The organism is Nocardia wallacei, assembly GCF_029868745.1.
GTDB lineage: Bacteria > Actinomycetota > Actinomycetes > Mycobacteriales > Mycobacteriaceae > Nocardia > Nocardia wallacei_B.
In genome coordinates, this window is sequence record NZ_JARWOP010000308.1 from 1 (window position 1) to 13,026 (window position 13,026).

16 protein-coding genes are annotated in these 13,026 nt (G+C 70.5%); 7 read left to right on the top strand and 9 right to left on the bottom strand.

All coding sequences use genetic code 11. The features are described from left to right. Positions 1-200 precede the first annotated feature (200 nt). Entirely contained in the window at positions 201-824 is a 624-nt protein-coding gene (locus QH470_RS28690) for a superoxide dismutase (protein WP_280275482.1), read from the bottom strand. Between the two features lie 138 nt (positions 825-962). Beyond that, on the bottom strand, positions 963-1,574 hold the full coding sequence (locus tag QH470_RS28695; RefSeq protein WP_280275483.1) for a hypothetical protein: 612 nt from the start codon (positions 1,572-1,574) through the stop codon (positions 963-965). A 426-nt stretch (positions 1,575-2,000) separates the two neighbouring features. On the opposite strand from QH470_RS28695, the gene QH470_RS28700 reads away from it, so the two are divergent. The 4 genes from QH470_RS28700 to QH470_RS28715 all read left to right on the top strand — a co-directional run bounded on the left by QH470_RS28700 (position 2,001) and on the right by QH470_RS28715 (position 5,173). Continuing rightward, positions 2,001-2,345 (top strand): rhodanese-like domain-containing protein, encoded by a 345-nt coding sequence (locus QH470_RS28700; protein ID WP_280275484.1) that lies wholly within the window; start codon positions 2,001-2,003, stop codon positions 2,343-2,345. A 33-nt stretch (positions 2,346-2,378) separates the two neighbouring features. After that, positions 2,379-3,419, top strand: a complete 1,041-nt coding sequence (locus QH470_RS28705; protein WP_425302808.1) for a DUF4328 domain-containing protein — start codon at positions 2,379-2,381, stop codon at positions 3,417-3,419. After that, positions 3,416-4,183 carry a glycerophosphodiester phosphodiesterase gene (locus tag QH470_RS28710; RefSeq protein WP_280275486.1) on the top strand — a complete coding sequence of 256 codons (768 nt, stop codon included), beginning with the start codon at positions 3,416-3,418 and terminating at the stop codon, positions 4,181-4,183. Before QH470_RS28705 ends, QH470_RS28710 begins: the two co-directional genes overlap by 4 nt. 66 nt (positions 4,184-4,249) lie before the next feature. Then, positions 4,250-5,173, top strand: a complete 924-nt coding sequence (locus QH470_RS28715; protein WP_280275487.1) for a DUF5926 family protein — start codon at positions 4,250-4,252, stop codon at positions 5,171-5,173. A 70-nt stretch (positions 5,174-5,243) separates the two neighbouring features. On the opposite strand, the gene QH470_RS28720 is transcribed toward QH470_RS28715, so the two are convergent. From QH470_RS28720 to QH470_RS28740, 5 genes are all read right to left on the bottom strand, one after another. After that, positions 5,244-5,792 (bottom strand): ferritin, encoded by a 549-nt coding sequence (locus tag QH470_RS28720; RefSeq protein WP_280275497.1) that lies wholly within the window; start codon positions 5,790-5,792, stop codon positions 5,244-5,246. A gap of 86 nt (positions 5,793-5,878) precedes the next feature. Further along, positions 5,879-6,439, bottom strand: a complete 561-nt coding sequence (locus QH470_RS28725) for a ferritin (protein ID WP_280275488.1) — start codon at positions 6,437-6,439, stop codon at positions 5,879-5,881. Positions 6,440-6,449: 10 nt separating this feature from the next. Next, positions 6,450-7,766, bottom strand: a complete 1,317-nt coding sequence (locus QH470_RS28730) for an LCP family protein (RefSeq protein ID WP_280275489.1) — start codon at positions 7,764-7,766, stop codon at positions 6,450-6,452. A gap of 78 nt (positions 7,767-7,844) precedes the next feature. Continuing rightward, on the bottom strand, positions 7,845-8,639 hold the full coding sequence (locus QH470_RS28735) for a CPBP family intramembrane glutamic endopeptidase (RefSeq protein ID WP_280275490.1): 795 nt from the start codon (positions 8,637-8,639) through the stop codon (positions 7,845-7,847). A 30-nt stretch (positions 8,640-8,669) separates the two neighbouring features. Beyond that, positions 8,670-9,431 (bottom strand): DUF2470 domain-containing protein, encoded by a 762-nt coding sequence (locus QH470_RS28740; RefSeq protein ID WP_280275491.1) that lies wholly within the window; start codon positions 9,429-9,431, stop codon positions 8,670-8,672. A 101-nt stretch (positions 9,432-9,532) separates the two neighbouring features. On the opposite strand from QH470_RS28740, the gene QH470_RS28745 reads away from it, so the two are divergent. Genes QH470_RS28745 through QH470_RS28755 form a run of 3 tightly spaced genes read left to right on the top strand, consistent with a single transcriptional unit; the run spans position 9,533 to position 11,647 of the window. Beyond that, a complete protein-coding gene (locus tag QH470_RS28745; protein ID WP_280275492.1) occupies positions 9,533-9,952 on the top strand; it encodes a hypothetical protein in 420 nt (139 codons plus the stop codon). Positions 9,953-10,001: 49 nt separating this feature from the next. Then, positions 10,002-10,922, top strand: a complete 921-nt coding sequence (gene pheA, locus QH470_RS28750; protein ID WP_280275493.1) for a prephenate dehydratase — start codon at positions 10,002-10,004, stop codon at positions 10,920-10,922. Then, positions 10,919-11,647 carry a histidine phosphatase family protein gene (locus tag QH470_RS28755; protein ID WP_280275494.1) on the top strand — a complete coding sequence of 243 codons (729 nt, stop codon included), beginning with the start codon at positions 10,919-10,921 and terminating at the stop codon, positions 11,645-11,647. Before pheA ends, QH470_RS28755 begins: the two co-directional genes overlap by 4 nt. Here QH470_RS28755 and QH470_RS28760 read toward each other — a convergent pair. Further along, entirely contained in the window at positions 11,644-12,483 is an 840-nt protein-coding gene (locus QH470_RS28760) for an ESX secretion-associated protein EspG (protein WP_280275495.1), read from the bottom strand. The two genes, QH470_RS28755 and QH470_RS28760, sit on opposite strands and share 4 nt — an antisense overlap. Further along, positions 12,480-12,824: a hypothetical protein gene (locus tag QH470_RS28765; protein ID WP_280275496.1), complete on the bottom strand. Its 345-nt coding sequence runs from the start codon at positions 12,822-12,824 to the stop codon at positions 12,480-12,482. Before QH470_RS28765 ends, QH470_RS28760 begins: the two co-directional genes overlap by 4 nt. Between the last annotated feature and the right edge of the window lie 202 nt (positions 12,825-13,026).

Here is a 13,026-nt window from a genome sequence, read left to right on the forward strand (position 1 = left end):
CGTCGCGGATCTGCTCGGTCATCGCGAGCACCAGATGGGCGCGATCCACCAAGGCGGGTTTCAGTTTACGGGCCTTGAAATTCGCCGGGGTTGGGGGGCGCCCCCCCGGCGGGGAGGGGGGGCCCCCGCGACCCCCCCCCCCCCCCCCCCCCCCCCCCCCCCCCCCCCCCCCCGGCCCCCCCCCCCCACTCGCGCGGGGGTCAGCCGAAGATGAGGCCCTTGCCCTGCGCGACGGCCTTGGCGAAGCGCTCCTGCACGTCGGCCCAGTTGACGACGTTCCAGAAGGCCTTCACGTAGTCGGCCTTGACGTTCTTGTACTGCAGGTAGAAGGCGTGCTCCCACATGTCGACCTGCAGCAGCGGGATGATGCCCAGCGGCACATTGGCCTGCTGGTCGTACAGCTGGAACGTCAGCAGCTTCTGGCCGAGGGTGTCGTAACCCAGCACCGCCCAGCCGGAGCCCTGCAGGCCGTTGGCGGCGGCGGTGAACTGCGCGCGGAACTTGTCGAACGAACCGAACTGGTCGTCGATGGCGGCGGCCAGTTCCCCGACCGGCTTGTCGCCGCCGTTGGGGGAGAGGTTCTTCCACCAGATCGAGTGGTTGACGTGCCCACCCAGGTGGAAGGCCAGGTTCTTCTCGTGCAGGAAGATCGCGCCGTGATCCTCGGCTTCGCGGGCGGCTTCCAGCTTCTCCAGCGCGGTGTTCACACCGGCGACGTAGGTCGCGTGGTGCTTGGAGTGGTGCAGCTCGTTGATCTGCCCGGAGATGTGCGGCTCCAGGGCGCCGTAGTCGTAATCCAGATCTGGCAGCGTGTACTCAGCCACGATGTCCCTTCCTCATGATGTCGGGCCGTGTGCGCTCGTAAGGTCTCGAGCGCACCCAACCATCATTCGTACACCCGCTCCGTTGCAACCGGGTTCCATGCCCCCGGATTCCAATTGCGCCGTGCGAGTGCGGCGTCGCTACATCGGCGGTGCGACATTCGGCAGCATGGTGCGGGGGTCGCAGGCGTCGTGCGCCTTCCACCAGCGCTGCCCGCCCGCGACGAAATCGGCGGCGGTCAGCGGACGGCCGTCGGCGGTCTCGACCACCAGGCCCTCGAACCACACCCGCACGTCGAGTTCGCGCGGATCGATGCCCTCCTGCTGGGAGAATTCCAGGACGTGCCCGGCCGGGCGGTCGCTGACGGTGGTGTCGAAGCTGAGCAACTCGCGCCACAGCGACCAGCCGCTGTCGTCGACATCGATGAAATCCCAGCCGTGCAGGGCGCCACCGCCGAAAGCGGCGATGGCCTCGCCGAGGGTGTCCAGGGTGAGCGGAAAGATCTTGGGCTCCAGATCGTCCCATTCCTGTTTGCGCAGCGACGCGGCGACGCGGCTGACACCGGTCAGGGTCAGGAACACCCGTCGGTCCGTGGCCGGCTGGCCGTCGAGCGGCAGCGTCAGCACCTCCAGCTCGAGTCGCAACCGGGCGGCCGCGACGTCGACCGCGGCGCCGAGGCAGGTGGCCTCGGCCAGTGCGGTGTTCAGTCCGGTCGCGTCCAATTCGTCGAGTAACCCCCTGCTCGCGTCCATGGCACAAGGCTACCGACCGGCCCGCTCGCAGCCCGGGATTTCGGTTTTCTCGCCGGTGTTGTCGTTTTTTCGAATCGATGGGAACCGGACGGCCGGACACTCCGTCCAAGTAGTTGTCGGTATCCCGCCGCGGAGCTCGAATATGTACTCGACCTGCGGCGTGGTCCCGCCTCGGCGGCGGGTGACCGCTCCGGGATGAGGAGGGGAGTCTCGGATCGGTCACCCGCGTGTTCGTATCGGGCGGGGTTTCCCGGCGGTCGCTCGGCAGGCTTCCCTCAACCTGTGGATCAGGTTGTGGATTATGTGGATAACTGGGAGCGCGAGAGGCTACGCCGGACCGGAACAGACCGCGCGTTCGGTACGGCCTCCGGTGGGAAGGACCATGGAACTCCGCGTCTGTCGGGCGGTCGTGGCAGGATCGAGACCGTGACGAGCCCCGAAGTCCCGTCGGTGCCGGTCGATGAGGTACCCGCCGAGCCCGGCAGTGCGGCCATCCTGCTCGACGTCCGCGAGGACGACGAGTGGCAACTCGGGCATGCGCCCGGCGCCGTGCACATTCCGATGGCCGATGTGCCCGCCCGGGTGGACGAGCTGGACTACGACTCCGAGATCTACGTCGTCTGCCGGCAGGGCGGCCGGTCGATCCAGGTGGTGCAGTATCTGACCCACGTCGGGTTCGACGCGTTCCACGTCGTCGGCGGCATGGTGGCCTGGCAGCGGTCCGGCCGCCCGTTGGCGACCGAGGGCGGCGACGAGGCGAAGATCTACTGAGGTGGCTCTACTGATGTGTCCGAGGAGAGGGGGATGCGCCCGGTGAGTACCGTCGTGCAGCCCTGTGCCCGCTGCGGCGCGCGGTGGGCCGTGCAGGGCAGGCCGAACCACTGGTGCCCGCGCTGTCGCGGCGTGCTGCTGTCCCCGGCGCCGGTCGACGCACCCGCCGAGCGCCGCAACTATCGCTGGGTGGCGCGGCCGCCGGGCCGTCAGCCCCGCGACGGCCGCCCGGCTCGCCCCGCCCGGGCCACTACTCCGGCGACTCCGCGCTACCGCGAGACACCGCGCTGGGGGCTGCGCGACGAGCCGCCCCGCCCGACTCCGGCCGCGGGCGGCAGGCTCGCCGCCTTCATCGAGCGCCGCGATCGCCTGCTGATCACGACGGCCGTCGTGTTCGGTCTCGCCGCGATGGCCGAGTTCGTCCGCTATCTGATCCTGCTGCACAACCGCACCCGGCTGATCCATCCGGCGGCGCTGCTGCTGTCCGACCTCGCGGTCTACGTGACGGCCTGCCTCGCGCTGCTGTTCGCGCTGGCGGCCGCGATCGGGTCGATCGGCTGGCTGGTGCACGCGCGCCGATCCGCGTACGCCGAGGTCGGGCGGCGCGACCCGCGATCGCCGCGAATCCTGTGGGGCGGCAGTCTGATTCCCGTGGTCAACCTGGTGTTCCCGGGCGTCTTCCTGACCGAACTGGCCCGCCTGCGGGGCGACGATCCCCGGCTCCCACGCGCGGTCCGGATCTGGTGGTGCGTATGGGTGCTCAACGGTCTGCTGGTGGCGGGCGCGCTGCTCTGGCGCACGGCGGACTCGCTGCAGGGCCAGGCCGACGGTGTGGCATTCACCGCGTGGACCGATCTGGCGGCCGCCGCGGTCGCCGTGCTCTCGCTGTGGCTGGTGCGTCTGCTCGAGGGTTGTGACCTGCGCGGTCGCGTCCGGCTGCCGAAGCGCTGGGTGGCGTCGGTGGGTCCGGTGGCGCCGGTCATCGAGCCGGTGCACCCGGCCGCGGAATCCGCTGAGCGCGCGCCGGATCCGGTGGTCGGAGACAATGAGCACGAGGAGGTCATGGCCAAGTGAGCCGAGACAGTCGCGCGCCCTTCGTGGTGGCGCACCGCGGTGCCTCGGGTACGCGTCCCGAGCACACCCTGGCGGCCTATGAACTCGCGCTGCAGGAGGGTGCCGACGGTGTGGAATGCGATGTGCGGCTGACCCGCGACGGGCATCTGGTGTGCGTGCACGACCGCACGGTGGACCGGACCTCCTCGGGCACCGGTCTGGTCAGCGAGATGAGCCTGGACGAATTGCGGGAGCTGGACTTCGGCGCGGGCGGCGCCGAGGCCGGTGTGCTCACCCTCGGCGAGCTGATCTCGCTGGTGCTGGATTGGCGCAGCCGTCCCACCAAGCTGTTCATCGAGACCAAGCACCCGGTCCGCTACGGCGCGCTGGTGGAGGCGAAGGTGCTGGCCGAGTTGCAGCGCTTCGGCATCGCGACGCCCGCCTCGGCGGATCATTCACGCGCCGTGGTGATGTCGTTCGCGGCCACCGCCGTGTGGCGGATCCGGCGTTCCGCGCCGCTGCTGCCCACCGTCTTGCTGGGCGAGTCGTCGCGGTATCTCGGCGGCAGCGCCGCGACCACGGTGGGCGCCACCGCGGTCGGGCCCTCGGTGCGGACCCTGCGCGACCATCCCGAACTGGTCGACAAGGCCGCCGCCGCCGGGCGCGCCACCTACTGCTGGACCGTCGACGACCCCGCCGACGTCAAGCTGTGCGCCGAACTCGGCGTCAGCTGGATCGCCACCAACCACCCGGGCCGCACCAAGGCCGTGCTCGCCACGGTGTGAGCGGCCGCGCCCGAACGGGCGTGCCCCTGCCGGTGGACGCGCTCCGACACGGTAGGTTCACCGTTCGTGGGTAAGAGCAAGCGCAACAGTCCCAAGCCCGGCGGTAACCGGGCCCAGCGTCTGGCCGAGCGCCGCGCGGCGCAGGAGCAGGCGGCGCAGGTCCCGACGCGCCCGTTCGCCGGCCTCGCGGCCGAATGCGATCTCGTCGCGCTACGGGAGTTCGTGCCGTCGGCGACCGCGACGCTGAAGCTGTCCCCGGACGTATCGGCGGAGCGGCCCGTTACCCTCGCCACCGTGCTGCCCGGCGCGGTCGCCGCGCTGGTGCGCGCCGGTGACGAGCCGACCGGTTTCGTCGCGGCCCAGGTGCAGTTCCAGTCCGACGACCCGGCCGCCGACCTGGCCGCCGCGGTGTTGTGGACCCAGAGTGCCGAGCCCGGCGCGTCGCTGCCGGCCGCCGCCGAATCCGAGAGCTCGGCCCCGGCGCTGACCGAGGTGCTGGATCCGGGTGCGAGCCTCGATCTGACCGTGCACCAGAATTTCGACTGGTGGGTGCCCGCGGGCGTGACGCCCGATCCGCAGGTCGCGGCGACCATCGAGCAGGCGAACCAGGCGATCATGCCGTCGGACCGGCTGGAATTGGGCGCCGACGCGGTCGGCGCGGCCTGGTGGGTCGACGCCGGCGAGAAGGCGCATCTGCGCTGGGTCCGCCCCGAGGACGAGGACGCGCTGATGCTGGCGCTGGCCCGAGTCCACGCGGCCGGTGGTCTGCAGCTGGGCGAGGGTTCGCGGTTCGCGGGATCGTTCCGCACCCACGGATTGCTCGTCCCGGTATTCGATCTGGACCCGGAGCGGCACGCGAACGAATGGGTCGCCCCGGCCACAGAATTCGGTGCGCGGCTGGCGCAGGCCCTCGCCTCCGACACGCCGCTGACATCGGACGAGCGGCGTTCCCGCGACGGACTGCGGTCGCGTCAAGTCACCTTGCGATAGCGCACCACAGCGAAAAGCTCGGCCCCGCAGCGGTTTGCGGGGCCGAGCGTCGCTCACCCGGTGGCTCGAGTCAGACGGAGCCGCCCGCCACGTGCGGGGCGCCCGACGCGTCGCTCGGGCTGCTCATCTCCCGGGCGACGAAATTCTCCAGATCGAACAGGTTGGCACCGGCGCGGTCGGTCACGGTCAGCAGCGTCGTCATCCGCGCGACCTCCTCGACCTGCTCCTTGAGGAACCACTGCATGAACTGCTCGCCCAGGTAGTCGCCCTCTTCGCGGGCGGTGCCGGCCAACTGCACCACCTGCTCGGTGACCGTCTTCTCCTGCTGCAGCGCCAGTTCGATCGGCTCGCGCACGTTCTCGAATTTCGACTTCGCGCCGTCGACACCGGACAGTTCGATGCTCATGTCCCGATCGAGGAAGTACTGCGCGATCATCAACGCGTGATTGCGTTCCTCGACGGCCTGCTTGTAGAAGTACTTCGCCAATACGGGAAGGTCGGCATTGTCGAACCACACGGCGATTGCGATGTACTGGTGCTCGGCATTGAATTCGTGCCGAATCTGATCGTGCAGCAGGTTGTGGAACTTGCTGCGAGGGGGCTCGGGGTGAGTGGACATGAGCACGACATTAATGCTGGTCATCGTGCTTGTCATCCAAGTACACCCTTATTGAGCCCGACCTAATTGAGGCAAGTATTGCCTAATCAATTACGGCTCGTGCCCGCCATTTTCGGCGCCGCCGGGTCGGGTTTCGCGGAAATTCGCAGCTCGCGCACGACGAACTCCTCGACATCGAACATGTTGCCCTGTGCGCGATCACACACCGCGAGCAGTGTCGTGATCTGCGCGACCTCGTCCAGTTGATCCTGGAGGAACCACCGGATGAATTGCTCGCCCACGTAATCACCGGTCTCCCACGCGGTGCGGGTCAGCACATTCACCCGGGCGGTGAGCCACTCCTCCCGCCGGACCATGAATTCGATCGCCGCCCGCGCGGATTCGAACTCCGGCACGATCTCGTCCAGGCCCTCGACGCGGACCGGATGATCGCGGTCCAGCAGATATTGGATCATCCGCATCGCGTGCGCGTGTTTGTCCTCGGCGCCGCGATAGCAGACGCCCGCCAGCCGGGGGAGCCGCTGCGTGTCCAGATAGACCGCGGCGGCCAGATACTGCCGCGCCGCGGTGAATTCGTGCCGGATCTGATCCTGCAGCAAATCCGGGAACGGCCGTTCGTCGTCCGGGGTGTGACCGTCACTCGGCATGCGCCCGAGGTTACCGGGTGAGCAGATCCTCGGGGACCGGCTTGTCCGCGGCCAACGCGTCGAAGAACCGGCCCGCTCGCTCCTTGTCCCACAGCAGCACATTGCCGCTGCCGGATACGTCGTCGAAGCCCCCGATCGGGACGGTCGTCGATACCGTGCCGGAGCGCAGCGCCCAGCCCAGCCGGGCCAGATCCCAGAGATGGTCGCCGTCGTCGACCCGCAGCGAGTCGGCCAGGCCGCGGGCCAGCGGCCACAGCCGCAACGGGTTGATCAGGGTGCCGGTGCTGGTCGCCTTGTGCAGCAGCGCCGACAGGAACAGCTGCTGGTTCTGCATGCGGTCCAGGTCGGCGCGCGGGGTGGCGCGGGTGCGCACGAAGCCGAGCGCCTCCGGACCGGACAGGCGCTGGCAGCCCGCGGGCAGGTCGATCCCGGCCAGCGGGTCGTCGATGGCGTAGGGCAGGCACATGTCGATGCCGCCGACCGCGTCCACCATGCCCGCGAAGCCGCCGAAGCCGATCTCGGCGAAATGGTCGATGTGCAGGCCGGTCACGGTCTCGACGGTCTGCGCGAGCAGCTTCGGGCCGCCCGCGGAGAAGGCCGCGTTCAGCTTGTCCCGGCCGATGCCGGGGATCGGCACGTAGGAGTCGCGGGGCAGGCTGACGATCGTCGCGGCGCCGGATTTCGGGACGTGCACCAGGATGATCGTGTCGCTGCGGTCGCCGCCGGCGTCGGAGGTGCTGCCGGTGGACAGCGCGCTCTCCTGGTCGGCGGTGAGGCCGAGGCGGCTGTCCGAGCCGGTCAGCAGCCAGTTCGTGCCGGGGGTGTCGCCGACGCGGTCGGAATAGTCGGCGAGCACGTCGATGCGGTGCAGCGAGCTGTCCAGATAGAGGATGCCCGCGATCGGGGCGATGAGGATGATCAGCAGCAGCACGAGCAGCCAGCGGCCCCAATGCCGTTTGCGGCGCACCCGCGGTTCGCGGGGCGGGCGATCCCGGCGCCGGGCCGGTGCGGCCGGAGGCGGCGGCGGGGGAGGTTCGCGATACGGCTCCGGTCGTTGCGTGGGCGCGTGTGCGGGCACGTCGGGCCGCCGCCCGCCGGGACGGTAGCGCGGGGGCGGCGGGTTGCCGCCGGGCGGAGCTTGTGACCAGGCCAGCGGCTGGTCCGGCCGACCGTCGCGGCGCAGCACCTGAGTGGGTTCGATCGGTGGTCGCCGAGGCGGTTCGCCGCCGGGGCGCCGCCGGTCTCCCGGGGGCGGTCCGGGGCGTCCGGGGCCTGGCGGCGGCACCCGGCGCGACCGCGCGTATTGCTGGGGGTCGTCGCCGTTCATCATCGAGATGCTACTGATCCGCCGCGCCCGCGGGTTCATCTCGAGTCGATGACGATTCTCACGGTGCGTGTCGAGCGGTCACGGCAGCCACGAAACATGGTCGTGCAGAAGCGCGTAACCGATATAGGCGACGGTGTCGATGGTGGCGTGCGCGAGCACCAGCGGCCACAACCGATTCGCGCGCTGCCAGTATTTGCCGAAAACCAGGCCCATCACGAGATTTCCGAGGCCGCCGCCGAGCCCCTGGTACAGGTGGTAGCTGCCACGCAGGAGCGCCGACGCCGCCAGCGATCGATTCTCCGTCCAGCCCAGCGCCCGCAGCCGCGTGATGAGATAGGCCACCACCAGTACCTCCTCGGCCACCGCGTTCGCCACGGCCGACAGCACCAGGACCGGCAGCCGCCACCAGTGTTCGCCCAGCGAACTCGGCACGATGGTCACGCTCATTCCCAGCGCGTGCGCGATCAGATAGAGCCCCAGTCCCGGCAGCCCGATGATCGCCGCCAGCACCAGGCCCGGAACCACGTCCCCCCGCAAGCGAATTCGCGCCAGCCCGAGCAATCGCGGACCGATTCCGCTGCGCCACAACAGATACAGGCCGAGCGCGCCCCAGCCCAACAGGCGCAGCACGCCGAGCAGCTGGAACAGCAGATCGATGGTCGACTGCGCCGTCCGCGACGGATTGAGCGCCACCGTCTGCCCGCCGACGCCGCCGGGGGCCAGCGCGCTCTCGAGCAGCGACAGCGCGGCGTTCGCGCCGCTGAGCCCGAACGTGACCACCAGGACGATCGCGATCTCGATCCGGAGGGCCGTGCGTTCCCGGCCGGTCGCGGGTTCGCGCCGAGCGGGTACGGAATCAGCGGAGGACACCATGCCCGCCAATGTAGGTGGGCGCGAGCGCGCCTATATGCGGCGCATGCCGTTCAGGAACGGGCAGCCCGCGAGGATCCGGACGGCCCGGCTCAGCGCTTGCACGTCGTCGGCCGGGGCCTCGAAAGGCAGTCGCACGTCGTGATCGCCGTCCGTGCTCTCCACGCGCAGCGTGACGCCGTACCGATCGATCGCCAGCGGGTGCACCGCGCCGCCCCGCAACCGGACCGGCAGGTGCCGGGCGAGTTGCGCGACGACGTCGGCGTGGTCCGCGTCCATGTGTTGCAGCCAAGCCGATTCCAGCTCCCAGAACGGGTCGGGCCGGGCCGAGCGCAGCTCGTCCAGGCAGGCGGCGGCGGCACCGCTGGAATCGGCGACCACCGCCGAATCGACCACCACGCGCAGCAGCGTGGTGGTGTGCCCGACGTCCAGCAGGGCCGGATGCGGGTGGTCCTTGGCCACCTCGCCGGCCAGGGCGCGCTGGGCGTACTGCGGCACCGCGCGGACCCGGCCGCGCAGCCACACCAGCGACCGCACCGGCTCGCGCAGCGGCAGCGGGGCCATATCGGTCAGTTCCAGGACGGCGGGCGAGCCGAGCGGGCCCCACGCCGCGGGCACCGCGGACGAGTCGATGGGCACCGCGATGACGGCGTCGCCGCAGGCACGCAGGTGGTGCACGGTCGTCGGCACCGGGTCGGCGCCGGGCAGGGCGAGTACCGCCTGTTCGGCGTGTGCGCTGGCACTGCGCACCCGCTCGGCCGTGGACGGTGCGGCGGTCGTGGTCGTGCGGGGCATGCGGTCCTCCCAGATGTCCGAACCCGGCGCTGTATTAGGTAAACCTAAGCTAAGTGACTGCGACAGGTTGTGCAAGCGTTGCGATCGCTACGGTGGAAACCGTGCCGCACGAATCGAGTTCCGCCGCCGAGCCGGTTTTGGTGCCTTTGACCGTTCCCGATGCCGCGAGAGCGAGCCTGGTGGACGGTCTCGTCCGCGCCACCGCCGCGGTGCCGGAGGCGCCGCTACTCGACGGCAACGCTCCCGACGAGCAGGTGGCCGCCTTCCTGGTCGGCGCGGCCCACACCGAGATCGGTTTCGTGGCCCGCACCTCGTCGGCCGAGCGGGCCCTCGCGATCGTCGCGGCCACCGCCGCCGCGCTGTGCGGCGAGGACATCCGAGCAGCGCTGCGCGAACCGGACATCGGTTTCCTGCGCGGGTTGAAACCGCCGGCCGTGCGGGCGTTGCGCGAGGTGCTGCTGGCGGTCGAGTCGGACGCTCCGGACGACGTGGCGCGCGGCCTCGGCGTCCTGGCCACCTGACTTCCCACAAAATCCGAGCGTGTCCCCGACGCCCAGTAATGTCGTATCCGTGCCGCGTATCGCGTATTTCGGGCCGTCGGGAACATTCACCGAGATGGCCCTCGCCCAGTTCGAGTCCGCGAACCTGTTCGACGGACCGGTCGAGCGCGTCCCCGCGCCCAGTCAGGGCGCCGCGCTGGAACTGATCCGGTCCGGCGCGGTCGAGGGCGCGGTGGTGCCGATCGAGAGTTCGGTCGAGGGTTCGATCTCGGCGACGCTGGACGCGCTGGCCGTCGGCCCGCGGCTGCAGATCGTGGCCGAGACCGAACTGGACGTGGCCTTCACGATCGTCGCCCGCGACGGCATCGCCCTGGACGAGGTGCGCACGATCGCCGCGTATCCGGTGGCCGCCGCACAGGTGCGGATATGGCTCGCGGAGCATCTGCCGGCCGCCCGCCTGTACACCTCGGCCTCCAATGCCGCCGCCGCGGAAGATGTCGTGAACGGTCATGCCGAGGCGGCCGTCTCCACCACGCTGGCCGGGGAGCGCCTGGGCCTGGCGGTGCTGGCCGCCGGGGTGGCCGACCACGACCAGGCGGTGACCAGGTTCGCCCTCGTGATGCCCCCGTGCCCGGCGCCGCCACGCACGGGCGCCGACCGGACCTCGCTGGTGGTGCTGGAGCTGGTCAACGAGCCGGGTGCGCTGATGCGGGTGTTCGCCGAATTCGCCACCCGCGGAGTCGATCTGACCCGCATCGAATCCCGGCCCACCCGCACCGGAATGGGCAGCTACCGCTTCTACCTCGACTGTGTCGGCCATATCGACGACACCGCCGTCGCGGAGGCGCTCAAGGCGCTGCATCGCACGGCCGGCCGGATCCGCTACCTGGGTTCGTGGCCCGCCAACTCGCCGAGCGGCACCCCGCCGCCGCCCGACGAATCGGCGACGGCCTGGCTGGAGGACTTGCGAAAGGGGGCAGCGGACCTGTGACGGCCACCGCGGACACCGGCGAACCGAACCGAGCCGGCAAGCTGATTCTGGTGCGGCACGGCGAGACCGAGGGCAATGTCGCGAAGGTCCTCGATACCCGGGTGCCGGGGCTGCCGCTGACCGAACGCGGTGTGGCGCAGGCGAAGTCGTTCGGAGCGAGCCTGCCGGTGCCGCCGCGCCGGCTGTTCAGCTCGCCGGCGCTGCGCGCCCGCCAGACCGCCGGTCACATCGAATCGGTGACGGGGGTGCCGGCGGAGGTGCTCGACGGCGTGTACGAGGTGCAGGTCGGTGACCTCGAGGGCGCGAATTCCGATGCGGCGCATCGGCTTTTCCAGGAGGTATACCACCGCTGGCACCACGGCGAGCTGGAGGTGCGGATCCCCGGCGGAGAAAGCGGCCAGGAGGTGCTGGACCGGTACCTGCTCGTGCTGGAACACCTGCGCCTGACCTATCTGACGCCCGGTGACCTGCGCGAGGAAGGTGACATCCTGCTCGTGAGTCACGGCGCCGCAATGCGTTTGGCCGGACGGGTGCTCGGGAACGTGGCACCGCCGTTCGCGACGAACAATCACCTCGACAACACCGAGACGATCGAACTGGTCCCGAACTACGCGTCCGGCGGCGACGGAGATCCCTTCTCGGGCTGGGAATGTGTGCGGTGGGGCCGCTACACCCCGCCGTTCGAAACGGATATCGAACCGACCGCCGACGATCCGATGGGTTAGGTGCCGAGCGGCGAGTTGCTGCCGTGCGGGAAGTCCGCGCGCAGCGGCATCGAATTGATCAAGTCCTGCACGGCGATTCGCAACCGGGCCGGGGTGCCGGAACTCAGCGACGACCACTTCACGTCGTCTTCGGACATGCTGGCGGTCGCGATGAAGCGGCCGTGCCGGGTGTTGAAGACCGAGATGTGGTTGGGCGTGAAATCGCGGGTGCCGTCGCCGTAGATGACGCCGATGATCTCCGCGGCGGACTCGATGTCCACCAGGGCCGCCGCCAGCGTGGGCGCGTCCTGGTCGGGCTTGCCGATCTTCGCGAGGCGCTCCGCCGTGGCGGCGCTGTCGCCGGTGTCGCCGAGGATCGGGGCGAGTTCCTCGGTCGGCGCGTTCATGCCGTACAGCTCGAGCGGAACCGCCGGGCCCAGCGCGGCGATGACCGTGCCCGGCAGGTCGGGGCCCGCCTCGTCGATGACGTAGGTGTTCTGCCCGCGCAGGGCGACGACCTCGAGATCGTCACCCTTCGCGATGCACAGCCGGTTCACGGTGTCGGCAACGATCCAGCGCATCTCCAGCGCCCAGTGCGGCCGGTTCAGCGCGCCCATGCGCTCCGCGAGCTCGGGGAGCACCTCCTCGCCGAGCAGCAGTTCGCGCTCGGCGAGCGACCGGGCCGCGGCGGTCATGGCCTCGGCGTAGGTGACCTCGTTGTCGTAGTACCGATTGGCGGCCAGTACGACCGGGATATCGGCGAGTTCCAGCTGCTGCTGGAGAAACCGGAACTCGTCGAACGACAGCACGACCGCGTCCAATGTGGACGGTCCGTGCCCAGCCCCGAGCACCGTCACCTAGCGCTCTCCGCGGCGGAATCGGCTCCGATGACCCCGGGCGCGATGAGGCCGCCCTGGCCGAAGTGATCCCCCCGCAGATAATCGTTGCCCTTGTCCGCCGACTCGTCCTCGTCGTCGGATGCCTGGTGGCCGAGCAGCGGATTGCCGCCGACGCCCGTCGAGCGTCCCGCCGCGGGCGTGCCCAGCTGACCCGGAGTCACCGGCTCGGCGGTCGCCGCGCCCGTCGCGCCGCCGGCCGAACCGCCGCCGATGGCGCCGCTCGAACCCCAGCCCTCGGGCAGCTTGAGCGAGCCGGCGTTGTTGCCGATACCGACGCTGGAGCCACCGGTCAGCGACACCGTGCGCGTGGCCGCCGCGGGGCCCCCCCCCCCCCCCCCCCCCCCCCAACACCCCCAAAAACGGGAGGGGGAAAAACGGGACCCCCGGGCGGGGCCGCGGCGGCGCGGGGCCCCCGGTCCGGGCGACGGCTATGTGGGGGGCGGGGGGGGGGGGGGGGGGGGCGGGCGGCCCCGCGGCGGCGACGCGCACGGTGTCGCTGAC